Consider the following 22,256-nt stretch of genomic DNA (forward strand, 5'->3'; position numbering starts at 1 on the left):
AAGACGACCTGGACTGGCTTACTCGTCCAGCCTCAGGCCGATCTGCGTACGCTTGGGCAGTTTGCTCACCACCAACTGGTGGGAGCGCTGCAGCAAACCGCGCAACTCCTCGCCGCCCAGCGGGTAGGGCAGTTGCATGATGATCCACTGCGCGCGTGCCAGGTACGGCGCCGGGTGGATGCCCGGGCGGTCCACGTGGCCGAGGAACAGCTCCTTGTCGACCTTGAACGCCAGGGAGTCACCCCGCAGGTTCTGCAACGCGAACATCTTGTTGCCGGCAATCGAGAACACCCGCACTCCACCCCATTTGTAATCCTCGCGCGCACCGGGCAGGCCCAGGCAGAACTGGGCGACGTCGTCTTCGGTCATGATCCGGGTGTTCATAGCTGGCGATCTCCGCAATTGTTGAAGGCGTGGGCCAAAAAGTCGATCCAGGCGCGCACCGCTGGGGATACGCCGCGTCGGTGCGGGTACACCGCTTGCAGCCAGCCGCCAGGCAGTGACCATTCGGGTAGCAATTGCACCAGCTGGCCGGTTTCCAACTCCTGCTCGCAGTACATCATCGGCAGCACGGTGAAACCCAGGCCGGCGAGGGCGCTGGCCTTGCGCACCAGGAAGTCGTCGATGCCCAGGCGTGCCTCCATGGCCAGGTCGGTGGCATTGCCGGCAGGGTCGAGCATGCGCAGGTGGACCATGCGGTCGGCTTCCAGGGCGCCCAATACCGGCAGGTGCTTGAGGTCGGCCGGGGTGTTGATCTGATGGCCACGTACAAACTCGGGGCTGGCGACCATGGCCGTCTGCGCCTGACGCAGGCGGCGGGTCACCAGCAGCGGGTCTTCGTCCCCCAGTTCGCGCACGCGCAGGGCCACGTCCACGCCCTCGGCTACCAGGTCGACGCGGCGATTGATCAGCATCATCTCCAATTGCACCAGCGGGTGGGCTGCGAGAAATTGCGCCACCACCGTCGGCAGGATTTCGTGGGCCAGGCCCACCGGGCAACTGACGCGCAGGCGGCCACGGGGCTCGCTGGACATGTTGGCCACGGCTTCGTCGGCCATTTCCGCTTCCAGCAGCATCGCCTGGCAATGCCCCAGGTAGCGTTCGCCGACGGCGGTCAGGGTCAGTTGCCGGGTGGTGCGCTGCAACAGGCGGGCGCCGAGGCGTTCCTCCAGTTCGGCAATGCGCCGTGACAGCCGCGACTTGGGGATCCCCAGCAGCCGGCCAGCGGCCGCGAAGCCACCGGCTTCCACCACCTTGGCGAAATAGTAGAGGTCATTGAGGTCTTGCATGTTGGGCCTATTGTCCTGTCAGTGGGACGAACTATCGCATTTTAACCGGCTAATCGGCTATTGGATTGATCTGTAGGATTCTCTCCATCAGATCGCCCGGTGGCGGTCCTCACTTGGAGATCCCACATGAAACTCTTGCATATCGATTCCAGCATCCTCGGCGACAACTCGGTATCCCGTCAGTTGAGCCGCGAAGTGGTCAAGGCCTGGCAAGCGGCCGAGCCGGGTGTGGAAGTCACCTACCGCGACTTGGCCAGCGAAGGGATCAACCATTTTTCCGGGATCACCCTGGGCGCCCTGGGCACCGCTGCCGAACTGCGTGATGCGGTGCAGAAGCACGAAGCCGACCTGAGCGCCTCGACCCTGGCCGAGTTCCTGGCGGCCGACGCGGTGGTCATCGCCGCGCCGATGTACAACTTCACCATCCCCACCCAACTCAAGGCCTGGATCGACCGCATTGCTGTTGCCGGCCAGACGTTCCGCTACACCGAAGCCGGCCCGCAAGGCCTGTGCGGCAACAAGAAAGTCATCGTGGTCTCCACCGCCGGTGGCCTGCATGTGGGTCAGCCGACCGGTGTGGCGCACGAGGACTACTTGAAGGTGCTGCTGGGCTTCTTCGGCATTACCGACGTTGAGTTCGTACGTGCCCACGGCCTGGCCTATGGTGACGAAGCACGCAGCAAGGCGCTGAACGACGCCAATGCGCAGATCAGCGAGCAACTGTTCGTCGCTGCGTAAGAGATTTCACCGCGGCTCGCTATCAATCTGATTCGAGGCGCCTAAACTCTGTATTCTGCTGGCCTGAAAACCAGCGGATTACGGAGTTTTTTGTTTTGGGTGGGCGAATCTGGCGCAGGTTATGCAACACAGGGCCATACCGCCCACTCGCAGGCGTCACGCAGCACAGGTGGACATCCCCATGATGCGTCTTTGTGCAGTCTTGCTGGTTTCCCTGTTCGGCGGCCTCGTTCCAGTGCACGCTGCCGTGGCCCCGCACCCCCATTGGAGCGTGGGCTATCACCGCATGAGCTTTCTCGACCCGCTGGATTCGCAGCCGATGAAAGCCATCGCCTTTTATCCGTCCACCGGCCGCGAATATATCAGCCAGGTGGGCGCCTATCGCGTCGCCGCCACCGAGGATGCCAAGGTCGCCATTGGCCGCTTCCCGCTGTTGATGTTGTCCCATGGCAACACCGGCACGCCCCTGGCCTTGCACGATTTGGCGACGTCGCTGGCGCGCAAGGGGTTTGTGGTGGTGGCGGTGCTGCATCCTGGCGACAACTACAAGGACCACAGCCGCCTGGGCACCTTGAGCAACCTGTATGGCCGCCCGATCCAGATTTCGGCAGCGATTAGCGCCACCTTGGGCGACCCAATGCTGTCGCCGTTCGTCAATGTCGACCAGGTGGGCGTGATCGGCTATTCGGCAGGCGGCGAGACGGCGCTGATCCTGGCCGGGGCCAAGCCGGATTTCGAGCGTTTGCGCCGCTATTGCATGGAACGCCCCGAAGACCGTGACGCTTGCACGACCAAGGGCGAGCTGGTGGTCGACCGCGATGACCTGCAACCCCAGGCCGACTCCCGGATCCATGCGTTGATGCTCATGGCCCCGCTGAGCCTGATGTTTGGTCGGCACACCCTGGGCGACGTGCATGTGCCGGTGCTGCTGTATAGCGGCGACGGTGACAAGCTGGTAGCCGTGGATAAAAACGCCGCCGCCCTGGCGCGCAAGCTGCCGCAGCCGCCGGATTTCAAGCTGTTGGCCGGGGCCGGGCACTTTATCTTCATGGCCCCTTGCGATGATGAGCAGTTGGCGCTGATGCCGGCGCTGTGTACGGATGCCGATGGGGTGGACCGCGAGGGCATTCACCGTGACCTGATTTCCGAGGCCGGGCGTTTTTTCGGGCGCACCCTTGGCCAGCACTCGCGGGCCGGCCTACAGACCGCCGATCAATAGGCCCGGCGCATCAGCAGCAGGGTCAGGCCCAGGCCGGTGACGGACAGTAGCGCCGCGCCAAAGAAAATCCACGAGTAGCCCAGGTTCAACGCCACCGCGCCCATCAACGGCCCGGCAATCGCCAGCGCCAGGTCAAAAAACACCGCATAGGCACTCAGCCCCGCGCCCCGGCTGCTGTTGGGCACCTGTTTGATGGCTTCGACGCCCAATGCCGGGTACACCAGGGACAGGCCAAAGCCGGTGAGGCCGGCGCCGACCAGGGCGATGGCGGGAGAGGGTGCGAGCCATAGCAGGGCCAGGCCGAGGGTTTCCAGGGTCATGCAGGCAATCGCTGCGCGAAACCCGCCAAAGCGGTTGATGCTGGAGATAAACAGCAGGCGCGAGAGGATAAAGCAGATGCCAAACACCGTCAGGCACCAGGCGGCGCCGGTCCAGCCGCGGCTCAGGTAGAACAGGGTAATGAAGGTGGTCAGGGTGCCGTAGCCAATGGATGCCAGGCACAGGCTGGCACCAAACGGTGCAATCCGCCCGAACACCGCCCAGAACGGCAGGCGCTCGCCGCGCACCACCGGCACCGAGGGCTTTTTGCGGATCAGCACCAGGCCCAGCCCGGCCAGCACCGCCAGCGCGATACCGAGGCTGTTGTAGCCATATTGCGCAACCATCACCACACCCAGCGGCGCACCAATGGCGATGGCGCCGTAGGACGCGATGCCGTTCCAGGAGATCGAGCGGGCGGTGTGTTCGGCGCCGACCTGGCCCATGCACCAACTGATAGTGCCGACACCGATCAGGCCCTGGGCCACGCCCAGCAGCACGCGGCCGACAATCAGAATTCCCAGGCTCAGATTGGGCAGGCTTTGCAGCGCAGTGGCGAGCAGGGTCAAGACGCCGCTGAGCAGGATGCCGCTCAAGCCGAGCACAATCGCGCGCTTGGTGCCGACGTTGTCCGACATGCGCCCGGCCATGGGCCGGCTGAGGAGGGTGGCCAGGTACTGCGAACCGATGGTGATGCCCGCCACTACCGCACTGAAGCCCAGTTGTTCATGGACGTAGCCGGGAATCACCGCAATCGGCAGGCCGATGCAGATAAACGCGATAAAGGTATAGAAGACGATGGAGACGATCTGCAGGGTGATCGACAGGGAGCTGGGGGCGGCAGGCATGGAGGCTCATTCGCGGCAGGGCGGTGAGCGCATCATGGCAAGGGCTGGGGAGAAAAGGAAGCAGGCTAACAATCATCGGCTTGACGCTCCGTTGGTCGAGCCTGGAAATGCAAAAAGCCCCGTCACTGCTGACGGGGCTTTTACTTGCAGCGTGTAGCCAGCCGCTATTGGCTGCCCTTAAAACACCACGCCCTGGCTACGCAGGTAGTCGTCATAGGTGCCGCTGAAGTCGATCACGCCGCTTGGGCTCAGCTCGATGATACGGGTGGCCAGGGACGATACGAACTCACGGTCGTGGCTGACGAAGATCAGCGTGCCCGGGTAGTTCTCCAGCGCCAGGTTCAGCGCCTCGATGGATTCCATGTCCAAGTGGTTGGTCGGTTCATCCATGACCAGCACGTTGGGCTTTTGCAGGATCAGCTTGCCGAACAGCATGCGACCTTGCTCACCACCGGAGATGACCTTGACCGACTTGAGGATCTCGTCGTTGGAGAACAGCATGCGGCCGAGGGTGCCGCGGATCACTTGTTCGCCCTGGGCCCACTGGCCCATCCAGTCGAACAAGGTGACGTCGTCTTCGAAGTCGTGGGCATGGTCCTGGGCGTAGTAGCCCAGCTCAGCCGCGTCGGTCCACTTCACGCTGCCGGCGTCCGGGGTCAGTTCGTTGACCAGGGTGCGCAGCAGGGTGGTCTTGCCGATACCGTTCGGGCCGATGATCGCCACGCGCTCGCCCGCTTCAACCTGGAAGCTGAAGTCCTTGAACAGGGTCTTGCCGTCAAAGCCCTTGGCCATGCGCTCGACGATGACCGCCTGGCGATGCAGCTTCTTGGTCTGCTCGAAGCGGATGAACGGGCTCACACGGCTCGAAGGCTTGACCTCGGCCAGCTGGATCTTGTCGATCGCCTTGGCGCGGGAAGTGGCCTGCTTGGCTTTCGAGGCGTTGGCCGAGAAACGGCTGACGAACGATTGCAGTTCGGAGATCTGCGCTTTCTTCTTGGCGTTGTCCGACAGCAACTGCTCGCGGGACTGGGTGGCCACGGTCATGTACTCATCGTAGTTGCCCGGGAACAGGCGCAGCTCGCCGTAGTCCAGGTCAGCCATGTGCGTGCACACGCTGTTCAGGAAGTGACGGTCGTGAGAGATGATGATCATCAGGCTGTTACGCTGGGTCAGGACGTTTTCCAGCCAGCGGATGGTGTTGATGTCCAGGTGGTTCGTCGGTTCGTCGAGCAGCAGCACTTCCGGATCCGAGAACAACGCCTGGGCCAGCAGTACGCGCAGCTTCCAGCCTGGGGACACTTCGCTCATCGGGCCGAAGTGCTGCTCGATGCCGATACCCAGGCCCAGCAGCAGTTCACCGGCACGGGATTCGGCGGTGTAGCCGTCCATTTCGGCGAATTCGGTTTCCAGCTCGGCCACGGCCATGCCGTCTTCTTCGCTCATTTCCGGCAGCGAGTAGATGCGATCGCGCTCGGCCTTGACCTTCCACAGCTCTTCGTGACCCATGATCACGGTGTCGATCACGTTGAATTCTTCGTAGGCGAACTGATCCTGGCGCAGCTTACCCAGGCGCACGTTCGGTTCCAGCATGACCTGGCCGCCGGACGGGTCGAGGTCGCCACCGAGGATTTTCATGAAGGTCGACTTGCCGCAACCGTTGGCACCGATCAAACCATAACGGTTACCGGCGCCGAACTTGACCGAGACGTTCTCAAACAGCGGCTTGGCGCCGAACTGCATGGTGATGTTAGCTGTGGAGATCAATTACTTTACCTATCAATAGCTTGGGGTGCGCTTATTTGGGCCGGGACCCATTCGGAGCCCGGGCCAACGGGCATGCGTCAACAGCGACATCAAGGCGTGAAGCCCAGTCGCCGAGCAGAAAATATGGGGTGCATGTTGGAATTTGGCGCGCATTGTCGCATATGTGAGGCGCGAGTTATATGACAGGCAGGCTTGTCCGGCGCCAAGAAGTGCGGCGCGGGTCTTTTCTGGCGGGAAATTCTACAAAATTCATCGAGTTGTATCGAAATTGTATCGATTGTCAGGTTTGTGGTTGATAACAGTTGAACATCCAATGGCCGTGGATTAAGTTTCCACCGTTCGCCCTGCAGTGATGGCTCTTTACCGGTTCAAGGATGGCGAGGCTGTCGGTGCGGGGCGAACCACCTTCTTTTTTTGACGGCGCTCATTGCCATCCTGTTGCGCACGCTCAATGGTTTGGAGACGCAATGGACACGCTGTCTGCTCAACAGGCGATCGCCAGTAACAAGGCCGCCTGGAACGAATCCGCCGAACACCATAAAACCACCGAGCACTGGCAAGGCCTGCTCGCCGGCGTCGGCGAGCCCGACTTCAGCTGCCTGGATCCCACCCTGACCTCAGTGTTGTTGCAGGTGGGCATACAGGGTCGGGACGCCGTGCAACTGGGCTGCAACAACGGCCGTGAGAGCCTGTCGCTGTATGGGCTTGGCGCCCGCAGTGTGGTCGGGGTCGACCAGTCCGATGCGTTTCTGGCGCAGGCGGCGGAACTGGCGAGCCGCTCGCCGCATGCACCTGAATTTATCGAAGCCGATGTTCATCATTTGCCCGAGCGTGTGTTGGGGCGGTTTGATATCGCCCTGATCACCATCGGCGTGCTGGGTTGGATGCCAGATATCGGGCTGTTTATGCGGCATGTTGCCAGCACCCTGAAAGAGGGGGGCACGCTGGTGATCTACGAGACCCATCCATTCCTGGAAGTGTTCGACCCCGAAGCGGCCAACCCGATGCTGCCGGCCACCTCCTACTTTCGCCGCGAGCCTTTTGTGCAGAACGAGGCAATCGTCTATGAAGGCACCAGCAAAAGTGCCGCCGCCACGTCCTACTGGTTTGTGCATACCCTGGGGGAGACTGTCAGCGCGGCCATCGCGGCAGGGCTGCAGATCAGTCATTTGCAGGAATACCCGCACTCCAATCGCGAAGAACTGTACGACCGGTACGAAAACCAGGCCGCGCAATTGCCCATGTGCTACACGCTGACTGCGGTAAAACGCTCGGCCTGAAGGCAAAAAAAGGCCCGCTGGGGCGGCGGGCCAAGGGATTCATCTGAGGAGTTGGGTTTAACCTAACGCGTCAAAGGTGAACACTTTGTGAAAATCCTGTCGCAAAAACCTGCCTGCTCAAGACCTGCGCACAAAGGTGCGCATGGTTTGCCCTGGCGTCGTACTGAAACGCGTTGGCCGGGGCATGCCTTCATCCGCCGCGATGAACACGAAGTGCCTGTCATCCAAGGTGTAGCTGGCCGGCAGGCATTTGCCGGCGTCGGCCCCTATGGAATCTATCCAAGTGATGCTTTTGGGCGTGGTGCTGGCGTCCAGGCTAAAACACCCCTCTAGCAGTACGTTGCCGTCGACGGTCTCGACCCGGAATCGATCACCGTCAATCGTGGTCAGCGCACCTGGCGCACTGTGCTCGTCCGGTGGATTGCTGACACCGCTGTCTTCCAGGGCAATTTGTTCCCAGGTGCCTTGCAGGGCCTGTCTATCCAGTTGCGTTGGGCTCGATAGGGGTGATGGCATCAAAAGCTCCTTTTATTGATGGGCCGGGCAGGGCGGTTTGTCTACCAGCCAATTTTTTTAAAAACTGGCATGGAGCTTTCTGCAAGAAATGTCTCAAAAAAGCCAAGTAGTTGAGTTCTCCCCCTTGCAAGCAGCGATTTTGACATATCGTAAGAACGATGCTGCTCGATATGTCGTCTACGCTGATCAATGTCATGGATGACATTGATTTTTGTGAAGGAAAACAAACTCCATGCGATAGGGATTTTTTCAGTGACTAAATGGTCGGATGACCGTTGTCTCGTGTCGTACGAGCCATATACAGGGCGTTGTCCCTGCATTTTCAGTTGGTTATTCAGATCTATCGTGTAGTGGACAGCCAGCGTCCACTTTTTGAAGGGTGTCCCCATTTTGAATAGAACTCCCCAGGTGCACGCCCCCGTGGTGTCTGACGAAATTGATTTATTTGAGCTGTTTCACTCGATTTGGCGGCAGAAGAAACTGGTCATCGGCTGTACCTTCTTTGCCGGCCTGCTTGGTGTTGGCTACGCGCTGCTCGCTCCCCGTGAGTACCAGGTCAGCAGCGTGCTGAGGCCGGCAGCTATCAATGAACTGGACGCACTCAATCGTTCCGAGGTCTACAAGTTGCCACCGGCGGACGCGCTGGCCAAAGTGGGCGCGCAGTTGGATTCGTACGACGCGCGACTGAGCTTCTTCAAAGCCAACCCGGCGTTGTTCCAGGCGTTTCAGGAGCCGGGCCGCAGCCTTGAGCAGAGTTTCGAAGCGTTCAACCGCAACTCGATCAAGCTGATCCTGCCCGATCCGAAGAAAGCAGATTCCCTCAGTAGCTATATCCGTCTTGAGCTGCAATACCCCACTGATATAGACGGGGTCGCGATTCTCAACGGTTTTGTCGACTACGCCATTGCAGCCGAGCGCGAGCAAGTGGGCGCCGATCTCAAGGTGATCGTCAACAACCGCCTTACCGAGCTCAAGGGCAAGATTGACGCGGCGCGCGCCAATTATGAAACCGACAAGGAATCGAAGATCGCCAAGCTGCTGGAAGGCGACAAGCTCAAGCGCGCACAGCTTGAAGACGAACTCAGCGCCCTGCGCCTACAGATGAAAATGCAGCGTTCCAACCGCCTGGCAGAGTTGAACGAGGCCATCTCGATTGCCAAATCCATGGGCATCAAGAACCCGACCACGCCGTCGTCCATGGCCGATGCCGGGCGTAGTGGCACGAGCCAGGTGATGCGCACCGAGGTCAACAACCAGCAGATTCCCCTGTACTTCCTCGGCACCGACGCCCTGGAAGCCGAGCGCACGGCCCTGCAGCAGCGTACCAGTGATGACTTCACCAACAACCGTGTCGCCGAAATCGGCAAGGAACTGCAGTTGCTGGAGGTCAATCGCCAGGTCGAGGTGATGAAGCGTCGGGGCAATGAAGATATTTTCCTGCAGGATGTCGAGCCCTTGCGCGCTGAAGTGGCGCGCCTGCGCAGCCTGAATATCGATATGAGCGCCTTGAAACTGGTGACCATTGACCGGCGCGCCCAGGAGCCCCTGAGCCCGGTCAAGCCGAAGAAAATCCTGGTGGTTGCGTTGAGCCTGCTGGGCGGTTTGCTGCTGGGGATATTGATCGCGCTGGTTCGCCATCTGGTGCTGGCACGCGGCAAGCCAGTGGCCTATTCGCCCCTGGACGACGACCGCTTTACCAAGCGCGAACGCAAGGATGACCAGCCACTGGGCTGAGTCACGCCGCTCCTTTGCCGGGCTGCGTCGCAGCCCGCAAGACCCGCCACCCCGCGTCCGAGGTGGCGCGGCTATACAGTTGGAAGACACCTTTTCACAATTCTTAGTTAACCTTTGGTTACAATCTATGGCTAAAATAACTGCCATTGGCCACTATCCGAACTGTCTCCAAGGCACTCGTGGGCTGTTAACGAATTGTGATTTCAGGTGCTGCATTTTCCCTCCCTGGCCCGGCCTGGAGGAGCAGCCTGTACTCTTCTGACATGTGACGAATTCCCGTGAAACTCATCATTGTTGCTCTCTACGTTGTCTCCATCGCGTATGTCCATCTGCGTGGCCGGGTGCGACATAAGCTGGGCCGTCAATTAAGCGACCACTCGACCTTCCTCGCCCCGGTCAATTGCTTCCTTTACCTATTCTCCAAACTGCCCGGCCGCCCGTATCTCTCGCCCAGCGATTTCCCCGACCTGAGCCCGCTCCAGGAGCACTGGCAGGAGATTCGCGAGGAGGGCCAGAACCTGATGCGCGCCGGCGAGATCAAGCGCTCGGACCAATACAACGACGTGGGTTTCAACTCGTTTTTCAAATCGGGCTGGAAACGCTTCTACCTCAAGTGGTACGGCGACAGCCATCCCTCGGCCATGAAGCTGTGCCCGCGTACTACGGAGCTTGTGCAAAGCATCGGTTCGATCAAGGCCGCGATGTTTGCCGAACTGCCTCCAGGCTCGAAATTGGTGCGCCATCGCGATCCTTATGCTGGCTCCTACCGTTACCACCTGGGGTTGGATACACCCAACGATCCAGGCTGCTATATCAACGTGGACGGTGAAAACTATCACTGGCGCGACGGCGAGGCGGTGATGTTTGACGAGACTTACATTCACTACGCCGAAAACACCACCCAGCAAAACCGCATCATCTTGTTCTGCGATATTGAGCGACCGATGAAATACCGTTGGGCTGCGGCGTTCAATCGCTGGTTCAGCCGCAATGTCATGGCCGCCGCCGGCTCGCCCAATGATGCCGGGGACAAGACCGGCGGCTTGAACCGCGCCTTTACCCGCCTGTACAAGATCCGCCTGCGCGGCAAGGAGCTGAAAAAGCGTAACCGCACCCGGTATTACCTGGAGAAGTGGGCGATCTTTGCTGGTTTGGCAGTGATTTTCATATTGATCTGAGAGTAAGGCCCCTTGCCACTGGCAGGGGCTACTCAGGCGGCTGGGTCCCCAGTTTCTGCCCTATCTTCTTGCTGAGCCGCTGCCGGTTGGCGTAGGGGCATTCGAAAAGCCGTGTTACACCTGCATGGAAAGTATTTGGTTACCAAATCCGAACCCAGGGCGTAGCGTGTTATCGAATGCAGGTATTCCTCACCCTACAGAGGTTTTGTCATGAACAGCCGTACGCGCAGCCTTGTAGTGCTGGCTCTGGGCCTTGCCTTGAGTGGCGGGGTGCAGGCGCAGAACCTGCCTGGCAACAACAACCCGTATAACAGCCCGATCAAACGGGCCAATCCCAACAGCATGCAGGGCACCCAGCCCAATACGCCCGCCACCCACGGTACCTACACCGCGCCGGTGCCTCGGCCGCCGACCCTGGAAAATGGCGGTATCGGCAACCGCTATCCGCAACGTGATGCAGCACCTGCACGTCCCGCCACCCAACCTTCAGCCCCGACGCAAGATGCCAATGGCAATCGCCGGCCCTGAACGCAAGGAACCCCACGGTATGTTTCTACGCACAACTCTTTTAGCGACCTGCTGCGCCAGCGCCCTGGCAAGCGCGTTGCCCGCGTTGGCCGCCGAGACCCGGCAGTTCCCCAGCGAGCAAGGCAGCATCACCGCGACCCCGATTGTCAAAGGCCTGGACCACCCATGGGCGGTGGCGTTTTTACCCGACAAACAGGGCTTTTTGGTCACCGAACGGCCGGGCGCGCTGCGTTTTGTGAGCAGTGATGGCAAATTGTCCGCGCCGCTGAGTGGCGTGCCGCAAGCCTGGGCCAAGGGGCAGGGCGGTTTGCTGGATGTGGTGTTGTCACCGGATTTCAAGGAGGACCGCTTGGTCTACCTGTCCTACGCCGAAGGGGGTGGCAAGGGCGGTACGGCCGGCACGGCGGTAGGACGTGGCCGCTTGAGCGACGACCTGAGCGGCCTCAAGGACTTCCAGGTGATCCTGCGCCAGGAGCCCAAGCTCTCCACCGGCAACCATTTTGGCTCGCGCCTGGTGTTTGATCGCGATGGCTACCTGTTTGTGACCCTGGGCGAGAACAATGATCGCCCGACGGCCCAGGACCTGGACAAGTTGCAGGGCAAGGTAGTGCGGATCTACCCCGACGGCCGCGTACCGGATGACAACCCGTTTGTCGGCCAGCCAGGAGCGCGGCCGGAAATCTGGTCCTATGGCCAGCGCAACCCCCAGGGCGCTGCGCTGAACCCGTGGACCGGCACTCTTTGGGAAAACGAACATGGCCCACGCGGCGGTGATGAGATCAATATCATCGAACGTGGCAAGAACTACGGCTGGCCCTTGGCGACCCATGGCATCAACTATTCCTTGCTGCCGATTCCCGAGGCCAAGGGCAAGACTGCCGAAGGCACGGTCGGGCCCCATCATGTGTGGGAAAAGTCACCGGCCATCAGCGGCATGGCGTTCTACGACGCCGACCGCTTCAAGGCCTGGCAGCACAACCTGTTTATCGGCGCCCTGGCCAGCCAGGAGCTGATCCGCCTGCAGTTCGACGGCGACAAGGTGGTCCACGAAGAGCGCCTGCTGGGCGAGTTGAAGGCGCGCATCCGCGATGTACGCCAGGGCCCGGATGGCTTCCTGTACGTACTCACGGATGAGGATGATGGCGTGTTGTATCAGGTGGGCTTGAAGCAGGATTGACCGGCTCCTACAGCCCCAGTTCGGACAGCCCCGGATGATCATCCGGGCGCCGTCCCAGGGGCCAGTGGAATTTGCGTTCGCTTTCCTTGATCGGCATGTCATTGATGCACGCATGCCGATTGGACATCAGGCCGTCCTGGTCAAACTCCCAATTCTCGTTGCCGTAGGAGCGGAACCAGTTACCGGAATCGTCGTGCCATTCATAGGCATAACGCACCGCGATGCGGTTGCCGGTAAACGCCCATAGCTCCTTGATCAAGCGGTAGTCCAGTTCCCTGGCCCATTTGCGGGTGAGAAAATCCTTGGCCTGCTCGCGGTTATGAGCGAACTCGGCGCGATTGCGCCACTTTGTGTCCAGGGTGTAGGCCAGCGACACGCGCTGCGGATCGCGGGAGTTCCAGCCGTCTTCGGCGAGACGGATCTTTTCAATGGCCGATTGCTCGGTAAAGGGCGGCAAGGGCGGACGCACGTGTACATTGGCGGTCATTTGACTGCTCCTTTGGATCGTTAGTTGTTAAACCCAGACAACTTTCAAAGTGCCAATAAGTCCTGCGCCATGCATTGCGCATTATCAGCGGCGGTGACATCGCCCATGATCAGGGCGATGGTAATGGCGCCATCGACCAGGATCAGCAGTTGCGCGGCCTGCTTCTCCGGGGCCGGGGTGCCATGGGCCTTGCACAGTTCAAGCAGGTACTCGAACAGTTTCTGTTTGTGCGCCTTGGCCAGTAAGCGAACCGGGTCTTGCGGGTTGCCGGTCTCGCCGCTGGTATTGATAAAGGCGCAACCGCGAAAGTCCGCAGAGCCGAACCAGGCCTTGAGGGCGCTGAACACGCCGAGCAAACGGGCGCCGCTGCCGGCGTATTGCTCGACCTCGCTGCGCAGCCACAGCAGCCAACGCGCGTCGCGCCGCTGCAGGGCGGCGATCACCAGTTCGTCCTTATTGGCAAAGTAGCGATAGATACTCTTCCTGGAGACACCGGCGGTTTTCACCAGCAGATCCATGCCGGTGGCTGCAATGCCATGCCGGTAGATCAACTTTTCGGTGACGTCCAGGATAATGTCGCGGGTTTCATTGTTGGTCATATCGTTCATGCTGCGAACAGTAGAACGATCGTTCTTCTTGGTCAATCGTTTATTTTCAGCCGCCCGTGGGCAGACCTGGGGACCCCCATGGTGTAAGCTCTCGGGCTCTTCGGATTCGATCATTGCGAGCCCTATGCCGTCGTTATTCAAACGTTCCCTGTTGCCCAAATTGCGCGGTTTTCCCCTGAGCACCGATGCGATCGAGGTGCTGTCTGGCGCTGCCGAGTTTCGCCGCTGCCTGTTGGAGAAAATCGCCCAGGCCCAGCACCGTATCTACATCGTTGCCCTGTACCTGCAACAGGACGAAGCGGGCCAGGAGGTGTTTGACGCGCTGCATGCCGCCAAGGCCGCACGGCCCGGGCTGGATATCGTGGTGATGGTCGACTGGCTGCGCGCCCAGCGCGGGCTGATCGGCGCGGGCAAGCAGCCGGGCAACAGCGCCTGGTACCAAGCGATGACCCAGTCACACCCGACGCAAGTGCCGGTGTACGGCGTGCCGGTGCAGACCCGCGAGCTGTTCGGCGTGCTGCACCTCAAGGGTTTTGTGATCGACGACAGTGTGCTGTACAGCGGCGCCAGCTTGAACAATGTGTACCTGCACAAGTTCGACAAATACCGCTTCGACCGTTATCACTTGATCCACAGCAAGCCCCTGGCCGACTCCCTGCAACACCTGGTGGAACACGGCCTGGTGGCGTCCAAGGCGGTGCACCGCCTGGACCTGCCCAACCTGCCCAGTACCCGCAGCCTGCGCAATGACATCGGCGACCTGCGCAGCCGTCTCAAGCACGCGACCTATGACACCACGGCCGGCCAGGCGGGCATTGGCGGGTTGTCGGTCAGCCCGCTGCTGGGGGTGGGCAAGAACAACCCGCTGAGCCGGGTGATCTGCGAGCTGATCGCCAGCGCCCAGCAGCAGTTGACCATCTGCACCCCGTATTTCAACCTGCCGCTGCCAGTCACCCGGGAAATCAACCGCGCGCTGGCCCGGGGGGTGAAGATCGACATCATCGTCGGCGACAAGACCGCCAACGACTTCTACATCCCGCCCAGCGAACCCTTCAGGATCATCGCCGCGCTGCCCTATCTCTACGAGATCAGCCTGCGCCGCTTTGCCAAGCGCCACCAGCGCATGATCGACAGCGGCCAGCTCAACCTGCATCTGTGGCGCGACGGGGATAACACCTATCACCTCAAGGGCATGTGGGTCGACGAACGCTATACCTTGCTCACCGGCAACAACCTCAACCCCCGGGCTTTCCGCCTGGACCTGGAAAACGCCTTGCTGATCGACGATCCCCAGGGCCAGTGGCTGGCACCACGGCGTGACGAGCTTGCGCAGATTTTCCAGCACACCACGCGGATCCAGGGCTACCAGCAGTTGCAGACGCTGGTGGATTACCCCGAGGCCGTCGGCAAGTTTTTGCGCCGGGTCAGCCGGGTACGGGTCGAGCGGTTGTTGTATCGGATTCTCTAGTGGCGTGGTGCCGGCCAGATCGCTATGAGCAGCAGCAGGGCAGCGGCCACCAGGTACGGTAGCCGCGGCTCGACGGCATAGATCAGGGTCCCGGCCAGGGGCCCGACCACCACGCCCAAGCCTTGTGCGGCACCCACCGACCCGGCAGTAGCGCCTTGTTCCGAGGCTTCCACTGCGTTGGCCGCCAGGGCGGCGAACGATGGGAAGATCCAGCCCATGCCGGCCGCCGAGACGAAGAAACACAGCCAGAGGATCCACGCGGTATCGGCGAACATACTGCCGGCAAAGCCCAGGGCGGAAACAGTGGCGCCGACGCGGATCATCCGCAATGGCGGCCATTCGAGCTTGCGCACCAGCAATTGCGAGCAGATCAAGGCCAGGCCGACCATCGTCAGGGCAATCCCGGCGGTTTGTGCGGCATCGGCCGGGTTCATTTTCAGGCGGTCGAGGGCGAAAAAGCCCACGGTGATCTGGGCGATAGACACACAGAGCATGGCGGCAAAGGCCACCACCAGGGGCCGGCGCAGGCGTGGGTCAGAGAGGTTGACGGCCTTGGGTGGTTGCTTGAGGTGCAGTTCCTGGCGCGGCAGTTTCACCAGCAACACCAGGAAGCCGAGCATCGGCAACAGCGCCATGGCATAGAACGGCAGGCTCAGGCTGTAGCGGGCCAGCAGCGCGGCAACCGCCGGCCCCAGCACCAGGCCGCAGGCGTTGGCCGCCCCCAGCGAGGCCATGGCCTTGGCGCGGTGGGCCGGCTCGATATTGTCGGCGATCAACGCATAGCCGCCCACCGGGATTGCGGCGTAGAACACCCCGATCAACCCGCGCCCGAGCACCAGCCCGATAAACGCCAGCATGGCCGAGGGCAGTAATTGCAGGGAAGCGTCGATAAACACGCACAGCGCCCAGTACGCCAGGGTGAAACCGCCCGTGCCCAGCAGCAGCACGCGCCGGCGCCCCAGGCGATCACTGGCCTGGCCCCAAGGCCGCGCCAGCAACATCCAGATCACCCCGGACACCGTCACCGCCGCACCCGCCTGCCACGTCGCCAGCCCCAGCACCCGGGCGATGGGGCCAATCAGCGAGACAAACGCCATCATCGCCATGGTGCAGGCCATGTTGGCGATCAGCAGGGGACGCAGGTTGAACGACACAGAGGTGGGCAAGGCGGCATCAATGCTAGTGGCTGAATCGGGCATGGGGAATCTTCCGTGAGTGGGATCAATGGAACGTTATAGGTAAGACGGTTAAACGCACAGCGCGATTAACCTAGATGATAGGGATCTACAGCTTTGGGAGTGGGGTTGCTTGTGATGGCGGTGGTTCAGTCACCCTCTTCGGTAACTGACACACCGCCATCGCAGGCAAGCCAGCTCCCACATTTGATTGGCGGTGTGGCGAATATTTTCTGCTCGCTGAGCCCCCCTGTGGGAGCGGGCTTGCCCGCGATGGCGGTGTGTCAGGCTCAGAGCCGCTACCGTCGAGGTATCAGTTCAACCCCAGCTTGCCCCGCAGGGTCGACAGGTCTTCGGCCAGGGTATTGACCGGGCCGACCAGGGCCTTGCGGTCGTTTTCCTTGACCTTGTCATAGGTTTCAAAACCGCCATCGGCCGTCTTGTATTTGGCCAGGATGGTGTCCACCGTGGCGAAGTTCTTGTCGACCTTGGCCAAAAACGCCTTGTCCTGCTGTTCGATCTGCCCACGGAACAGGTCGACGATCTTCTTCGCCCCGTCAATGTTGCCCTGGAAGTCATACAGGTCGGTGTGGCTGTAGCGGTCCTCTTCGCCGGAGATCTTGGTGGCCGCCACTTCTTCGAGCAACGCGGCAGCGCCGCCGACGACTTTTTCCGGCGGGAAAGTCAGGCCGGCAACGCGGGTTTGCAGGTCTTTGACGTCCTTGTTCAAGCCATCGGCAAGGGCGCCCAGGCCCTGGGTGCTGTTCTCGGCGAACAGGCTGTATTCAATACGGTGGAAACCGGTGAAATCCTCGGCCTTCACGCCTTTTTCGTGATCGTCGACCCGTGAGTCGATCGAGGCATCGAGGTCGCTGAACAGCTCGGCGATCGGCTCGATGGACTCATAGTGCACACGGGTCGGCGCATAGAGTTTTTTCGCGGTGGCCAGGTCGCCTTTTTTCACCGCGTCGGTAAAGGCCTGGGTCTGGGTCACCAGTTCATCGATCTTGTCGGTGACATAAATCTTGTAGTCCGACACCGGGCCCACCAGGTCCAGGGGCGCCGTCGCGGCAAAGGCTGCGAGCGGAGAAAGGGTCAACAACAACGCAAGAGACGACTTTTTCATGGGACGGTTTCCGCTGTGGGGAGGGGGTTAGGTGTTGGCAGTGGTGTGCAGCAAGGTGCGGCCGATAAAGTCCTTGGGCCCGGTGACCCCCGGCAGCGTGAAGAAGTAGCCGCCGCCCACAGGCTTGAGGTACTCCTCCAGAGGCTCGCCATTGAGCCGGGTTTGCACAGTAATGAAGCCTTTCTCCAGGTCTGCCTGGTAGCAGATAAACAACAGGCCCATGTCCAGCTGGCCGTTCTTGTTGACGCCATTGGAGTAGTTGAACGGCCGGCGCAGGATCAGGTTGGCCTGGGTCGACGCTGTGCGCGGGTTGGCCAGGCGGATATGCGCATCGAGCTTGGTCAGTTTGCCTTCTGGGTCCTTGCTGTAGTCGGGCACCTGGGCTTCGCTGTGACCGTCCATGGGCGCGCCGCTGGTCTTGATCCTGCCGATGATGCTCTGCTGTTCCTGCAAGGGCGTGCGGTCCCAGCGTTCGACGAAGTTGCGGATAATCCGCACCGCCTGGTAGCTGCCATGGGCGGCCCAGGCGGGCTCGTCACTGCCGGGCTGGACCCAGACCAGTTGGTCCATGGCCTTGGCGTCGTTGGAGTCCGGGTTGGCCGAGCCATCGCGAAAGCCCAGGAAGTTGCGCGCACTCTGTGCCGGCTGCCCGGCGCGGGCAGGGGCCTGGGGCGGTACGCTGCCTTCCTGTTTCCAGCGCACCAGCAGCAGGTCCGGCAGGTTTTTCACGATATCGCGCAGGGCGTGGATATTGGTATCGGGGGTGTTGGAACTCAACTGCAGGCTCAGGTCGCCGTGGCACTGCGCCGGTTCCAGGGCATCGTTGGGGAAGCCGACCATGCGGGTCAGGCGCTTGGGCTTGGCGTCGGCCAGGCCGAAACGCTCGTCGAACAACGACGCGCCCACGGACACGGTAATCGTCAGGTTATCCGGGGTGACCACCGGGCCGAGGATCCCGGAGTCGGTGGGCGGCAGTTTCGGGTCGACTTGCGGCACGCTGCCACCGGTCATCAAAAAGCTGATGCGCTCGTTGAGCGTGCGAAACAGCCGCTCCAGGTCCTCGCGGTCGCTGGCCAATACATCGAACGCCACCAGCATGCCGCAGGCCGGGCGCGGGGTGACGATACCGCTCTGGTGCTTGCCGTGGAAGGCATGGTGGTCCTGGGTTTTTTCGCTGCTGGGGGCAGCGGTGACCTGGGCCGCGCCGGCCGCCATCGCCGGGCAACTGAGGCTACTGCCGGCAATTGCCGCGCCGGTGGCGGCCATTCCCAGCAACACACGGCGGCGCTGGGCGTTGAACTGTTCTGAATCACTCATCTATTTGGTCGTCTTCACTTAAGGCCGGAGAGGCCAAGGGCTGGGTCGATTCCATCGAGTGCGGCGGCCAGAGCCTTGGCCTTGTCGGCGATCTGCTGGCGCTGATCGGCGGTAACGCTGTCATAGGTGGGGTAGTGGCCATCGACCTGCAGGCCGTCGAGTTGCGCGGCGAAAGCGTTGATCGCGCTATCGATCCCCGGCAACAGGTCGGCGGCGGACTTGCCCAGCAGCGGCCGCATCAGGTCCACCACTTTGCGCGTCACCGTAAGGTTGGCGGCAAAGCCATTGAGGTCGAGGTGGCTGTAGCGCTCCTCTTCGCCACTGGCGGCGCGCACGTCGGCCAGGCTGTTGAGGTTGCGCACCAGGATGCTCACCAGTTGCTCGGGCGGCAGCGACTGCGCGAGCAGCTGTTGCTTGAGGGTGGTGACATCGGCCAGCAGGCGCTGGGCAATCGGTGCCAGGCCGTCGAGGTTGTGTTGCGCGAACAGGCCGTACTCCAGGCGATGGAAGCCGCTGAAGGCCGGGTCCTGTTCGCGTTTTTCGAAGTAATCGGCGCGGGCATTGATCGCGTTGTCCAACTCGGCCAGGCGCTGGGCGGCCGGGGCCAGTCGTTGGTAAGCCTCGCGAGCCGGCAGGTACAGGGCCTGGGCTTGGCTCAGGTCGCCTGCGGCAATCGCCTGTTGGAGGGCGCTGACGGTCTTGATCAAGGCGCCACCCTGGGTGTTCAGATACACGCGAAACTCCGAGAGCGGGCCGACAAAGGCCACCATCGACGGCTTGGCTTTGGCCTGGGCGTCGGACTCGGCGGTCGGCGTTACGTGCAGGGTGCCGCGCGGGTTGCTCAACAGGCCGCAGGTGATGGCGTAGTCGCCCGGCAGCAGGTTGGCGTTGATCACCTGGCTCAAGCCCGGCGCAATGTTTTCGCGCTCTTCGACCACCAGCACGCCGTCGAGGATTTCCCACTCCACCGCGCGATCCGAGCGATTGATGATGCGAAAACTCGCACGGCCTGCCGGCACCGTCAGGGCGTTGGGCTCGCAGGCGTGGGCATGGATGATCACGGCGATTTCGTTGTGATTGACCTGGCGCTTGGCTGCGGCCAATTGCGAGGCGTAGTAGAACAGGCCGCCGGCGGCGATCATCACGATCACCGAACCGGCGACCGCCCAACGCAAGGCGCGGGGTGGCGAGGCAGGGGCTTGGTTTGGCAAGGGACGACCTTACTGGCTGGAAACGGAAGTGGGGGTGCCCGGCGCGGCGGGCATGAAGAACATCACAAGCGCCAGCACCAGGTAAATCAGGTAGGCGCCCAGGGTGCTGGCGGTCGGCGCGTCCTGATAGCCGAACATGCCGGCCAGCACCGAGCCCAGCGGGCCATCCATCGGTAGCGTCGCGCTGAAATCGAACAGTACAGTCTGCAAGTGGTTCCACACCCCGGCTTCATGCAGGGCCTGCACCGAGTTGGCGAGGATGCCGGCGGCTACCACCAGGATGAACAGCCCGGTCCAGCGAAAGAACGCACCGAGGTTCAGGCGCATGCTGCCGCTGTAGATCAAGAATCCCACGACAATCGCCAGCACCAGGCCGAGCAGGGCGCCGATGGGCGCGGCCGGGCCTTCGCTCTGCTGGAACACTGCCAGCAGGAAGAACACCGTTTCCAGGCCTTCGCGGGCTACGGCGAAAAACACCATGGCAATCAGCGCAATTACCTGGTTGCGTGAGCCGGCCAGGGCATGATCCAGGGATTGGTGCAGGGAATGCTTGATCGAGCGCGCGACCTTGCGCATCCAGAACACCATGGAACTGAGAATGCCCACGGCCACCAGGCCGACAATGCCTTCGAACAGTTCTTGCTGCTTTTGCGGGAACTCGGCGCTGACCAACTCCAGCCCACCGCCGACCAGCAGGGCCAGGGCGGCTGCCAGAAATACGCCGATCCACACCGCCGGCATCCATTGGCCACGGCCGGTCTGTTGCAGGTAGCTGGCGATGATGCCAACGATCAATGCGGCTTCAATGCCTTCGCGCAGCATGATGAGAAAGGGGACGAGCATCGGGCACCGCAACGTAATTAGTTAGGGTGCTAAGTTGTAACATAATGATACTCATTACTAAACAGCGGATCTTGACGTTTTCTGAACACGGCCTGAACAGCCGCCTAAGTCGTTGCAGCGTTGGGTATGTGTTCCTTATCAAGCCAACACGCTCCTACAATGGCCGACCTACAAGATTGAGCCCTGGCCCATGTCGGAAAAAGACACAATCTCCATCCACCTGGTTCGTGAAGCCCTGTTGCAGAGTTGCGCCCCCGGTGCGGCGACGCGGGAGGCCCTGAACAAGGTCGGGATCGAGCCTGCCTTGCTGGAGCAGCCTGCCGCCCGCGTCCCGGCGCTGGCGTACGCGCGGCTCTGGCGCTTGCTGGCGCGGCGTCGGGATGATGAGTTTTTTGGCATGGACCCGCGCAAGCTCAAGTCCGGCAGCCTGGGGTTCCTGTGTCGCGCGTCCATGGCCCAGCCTACCCTGGGCGAGGCCCTGGAAACCGGCCTGGGCTTCCTGTCGTTGATGCTCGAGCACCTGCCCGCGCAATTGGTGCGCCAGCAAAGCCTGGCGGAAATCGTCTTGCTGGAGCCCGAACCCGAACCGCGACGGGCGTTCACCTATTTTTGCTACTGGATGATCGTCCACGGCGTCGCCTGCTGGCTGGCCGGGCGACGCATCCCGATCCTGGCCATTGAATTGCGCTGCCCGCAACCGGACTTCTGCGACGACTACCAGGTGATGTTCTCCGACAACCTGCGCTTTGATCGCACGCGTACACGCATGATCTTTTCTGCCGACTGCCTCGACCTGCCGGTCAAGCGCAGCCCCGAGGAACTCAAGCGCTTCCTGGCCCAGGCGCCGGCTAACATCCTGGTCAAATACCGCGACCCCGACAGCCTGGCGATGCGCATCAAGCATGACCTGCGCCGACGCCCGGCCCAACAGTGGCCGGAAACCGAAAGCCTGGCTCAGGAGTTGTGCATGTCCGCCTCGACCCTGCGCCGGCGCCTGGCGGAAGAAGGGCAGACCTACCAGGGCCTGAAGGACAGCGTGCGCAAGGAACTGGCGGTTGTGTGGCTGGCCGAGGCCGATATCAGCTTCGCCGAGATCGCCAGCCGCCTGGGTTTCGCCGATGTGAGTTCGTTCTACAAGGCCTTTCGCAAATGGTCGGGCTCCAATCCCGGGCATTACCGCAGCTTGATTCTCACTGAAGCCAACTGAGTCAGATCGGCGAAACTGAACCTTGTAGGAGCTGTCTCGCTCTGCGAGGCTGCGATACTGGTGGCACAGCCAGTCTTTGTATCGCCTGACCCACCGCTATCGCAGCCTCGCAGAGCGAGACAGCTCCCACCTTTGATCTTAGCGACCTTGAGCGACGTGTCTGGCGGGGCCCTAACAGGCAAAAAAAAGCCCCGTGACCGAATGGACCACGGGGCTAAAAATTGG

The 22,256-nt window shown here is 61.5% G+C and carries 21 protein-coding genes; 9 read left to right on the forward strand and 12 right to left on the reverse strand.

The genetic code is table 11. The annotated features are described in order from the left end of the window. Positions 1-18 precede the first annotated feature (18 nt). Both ACSSVH_RS12265 and ACSSVH_RS12270 read right to left on the reverse strand, forming a co-directional pair. Positions 19-369 (reverse strand): MmcQ/YjbR family DNA-binding protein, encoded by a 351-nt coding sequence (locus tag ACSSVH_RS12265; RefSeq protein ID WP_057440098.1) that lies wholly within the window; start codon positions 367-369, stop codon positions 19-21. An 11-nt stretch (positions 370-380) separates the two neighbouring features. Further along, positions 381-1,289 (reverse strand): LysR substrate-binding domain-containing protein, encoded by a 909-nt coding sequence (locus ACSSVH_RS12270; protein ID WP_492634608.1) that lies wholly within the window; start codon positions 1,287-1,289, stop codon positions 381-383. Between the two features lie 126 nt (positions 1,290-1,415). Between ACSSVH_RS12270 and ACSSVH_RS12275 the strand changes: the two genes are divergently transcribed. After that, the gene (locus tag ACSSVH_RS12275) at positions 1,416-2,027 is read left to right on the forward strand and encodes an FMN-dependent NADH-azoreductase (RefSeq protein WP_169952460.1); all 612 of its coding nucleotides are present in this window, start codon (positions 1,416-1,418) and stop codon (positions 2,025-2,027) included. Between the two features lie 181 nt (positions 2,028-2,208). After that, the gene (locus ACSSVH_RS12280) at positions 2,209-3,246 is read left to right on the forward strand and encodes an alpha/beta hydrolase family protein (RefSeq protein WP_432755692.1); all 1,038 of its coding nucleotides are present in this window, start codon (positions 2,209-2,211) and stop codon (positions 3,244-3,246) included. Here ACSSVH_RS12280 and ACSSVH_RS12285 read toward each other — a convergent pair. Both ACSSVH_RS12285 and ACSSVH_RS12290 read right to left on the reverse strand, forming a co-directional pair. Continuing rightward, complete coding sequence (locus ACSSVH_RS12285; RefSeq protein ID WP_170041489.1) at positions 3,240-4,412, reverse strand: MFS transporter; 1,173 nt, start codon at positions 4,410-4,412, stop codon at positions 3,240-3,242. The two genes, ACSSVH_RS12280 and ACSSVH_RS12285, sit on opposite strands and share 7 nt — an antisense overlap. A gap of 177 nt (positions 4,413-4,589) precedes the next feature. Next, positions 4,590-6,176: an ABC-F family ATPase gene (locus ACSSVH_RS12290; protein WP_082445592.1), complete on the reverse strand. Its 1,587-nt coding sequence runs from the start codon at positions 6,174-6,176 to the stop codon at positions 4,590-4,592. Positions 6,177-6,643: 467 nt separating this feature from the next. On the opposite strand from ACSSVH_RS12290, the gene ACSSVH_RS12295 reads away from it, so the two are divergent. Then, positions 6,644-7,456, forward strand: a complete 813-nt coding sequence (locus ACSSVH_RS12295; protein WP_169957310.1) for a class I SAM-dependent methyltransferase — start codon at positions 6,644-6,646, stop codon at positions 7,454-7,456. A 117-nt stretch (positions 7,457-7,573) separates the two neighbouring features. On the opposite strand, the gene ACSSVH_RS12300 is transcribed toward ACSSVH_RS12295, so the two are convergent. Next, positions 7,574-7,972, reverse strand: coding sequence for a TIGR03067 domain-containing protein (locus ACSSVH_RS12300; RefSeq protein WP_492634609.1), 399 nt, complete (start codon positions 7,970-7,972; stop codon positions 7,574-7,576). A 390-nt stretch (positions 7,973-8,362) separates the two neighbouring features. On the opposite strand from ACSSVH_RS12300, the gene ACSSVH_RS12305 reads away from it, so the two are divergent. The 4 genes from ACSSVH_RS12305 (at position 8,363) to ACSSVH_RS12320 (ending at position 12,589) form a co-directional block, all read left to right on the forward strand. Next, entirely contained in the window at positions 8,363-9,706 is a 1,344-nt protein-coding gene (locus ACSSVH_RS12305) for a Wzz/FepE/Etk N-terminal domain-containing protein (RefSeq protein ID WP_492634610.1), read from the forward strand. 278 nt (positions 9,707-9,984) lie between these two features. Continuing rightward, a complete protein-coding gene (gene lpxO / locus ACSSVH_RS12310; RefSeq protein WP_169957305.1) occupies positions 9,985-10,884 on the forward strand; it encodes a lipid A hydroxylase LpxO in 900 nt (299 codons plus the stop codon). Between the two features lie 210 nt (positions 10,885-11,094). Beyond that, the gene (locus tag ACSSVH_RS12315) at positions 11,095-11,412 is read left to right on the forward strand and encodes a hypothetical protein (RefSeq protein WP_492634611.1); all 318 of its coding nucleotides are present in this window, start codon (positions 11,095-11,097) and stop codon (positions 11,410-11,412) included. Positions 11,413-11,431: 19 nt separating this feature from the next. Beyond that, entirely contained in the window at positions 11,432-12,589 is a 1,158-nt protein-coding gene (locus tag ACSSVH_RS12320; protein ID WP_492634612.1) for a PQQ-dependent sugar dehydrogenase, read from the forward strand. 7 nt (positions 12,590-12,596) lie between these two features. Here ACSSVH_RS12320 and ACSSVH_RS12325 read toward each other — a convergent pair whose 3' ends face one another. After that, complete coding sequence (locus ACSSVH_RS12325) at positions 12,597-13,076, reverse strand: nuclear transport factor 2 family protein (protein ID WP_170041484.1); 480 nt, start codon at positions 13,074-13,076, stop codon at positions 12,597-12,599. A gap of 44 nt (positions 13,077-13,120) precedes the next feature. Next, entirely contained in the window at positions 13,121-13,684 is a 564-nt protein-coding gene (locus ACSSVH_RS12330; RefSeq protein ID WP_170041483.1) for a TetR/AcrR family transcriptional regulator, read from the reverse strand. A 124-nt stretch (positions 13,685-13,808) separates the two neighbouring features. On the opposite strand from ACSSVH_RS12330, the gene pssA reads away from it, so the two are divergent. After that, the gene (gene pssA, locus ACSSVH_RS12335) at positions 13,809-15,152 is read left to right on the forward strand and encodes a CDP-diacylglycerol--serine O-phosphatidyltransferase (protein WP_492634613.1); all 1,344 of its coding nucleotides are present in this window, start codon (positions 13,809-13,811) and stop codon (positions 15,150-15,152) included. Here pssA and ACSSVH_RS12340 read toward each other — a convergent pair. From ACSSVH_RS12340 to efeU, 5 genes are all read right to left on the reverse strand, one after another. Then, positions 15,149-16,351, reverse strand: coding sequence for an MFS transporter (locus tag ACSSVH_RS12340; protein WP_169957290.1), 1,203 nt, complete (start codon positions 16,349-16,351; stop codon positions 15,149-15,151). The genes pssA and ACSSVH_RS12340 overlap by 4 nt on opposite strands. A gap of 289 nt (positions 16,352-16,640) precedes the next feature. Beyond that, positions 16,641-17,453 (reverse strand): iron uptake system protein EfeO, encoded by an 813-nt coding sequence (gene efeO / locus ACSSVH_RS12345; protein WP_169951419.1) that lies wholly within the window; start codon positions 17,451-17,453, stop codon positions 16,641-16,643. Between the two features lie 27 nt (positions 17,454-17,480). Further along, positions 17,481-18,770, reverse strand: coding sequence for an iron uptake transporter deferrochelatase/peroxidase subunit (gene efeB, locus ACSSVH_RS12350; protein WP_170041481.1), 1,290 nt, complete (start codon positions 18,768-18,770; stop codon positions 17,481-17,483). Positions 18,771-18,784: 14 nt separating this feature from the next. After that, positions 18,785-19,981, reverse strand: a complete 1,197-nt coding sequence (gene efeO / locus ACSSVH_RS12355) for an iron uptake system protein EfeO (RefSeq protein WP_492634614.1) — start codon at positions 19,979-19,981, stop codon at positions 18,785-18,787. 9 nt (positions 19,982-19,990) lie between these two features. After that, on the reverse strand, positions 19,991-20,824 hold the full coding sequence (gene efeU, locus ACSSVH_RS12360) for an iron uptake transporter permease EfeU (RefSeq protein WP_492634615.1): 834 nt from the start codon (positions 20,822-20,824) through the stop codon (positions 19,991-19,993). 190 nt (positions 20,825-21,014) lie between these two features. On the opposite strand from efeU, the gene ACSSVH_RS12365 reads away from it, so the two are divergent. Then, positions 21,015-22,031 carry an AraC family transcriptional regulator gene (locus tag ACSSVH_RS12365; protein ID WP_170057390.1) on the forward strand — a complete coding sequence of 339 codons (1,017 nt, stop codon included), beginning with the start codon at positions 21,015-21,017 and terminating at the stop codon, positions 22,029-22,031. The last annotated feature ends 225 nt before the right edge of the window (positions 22,032-22,256 follow it).

The organism is Pseudomonas sp. HC1(2025) (assembly GCF_058742075.1).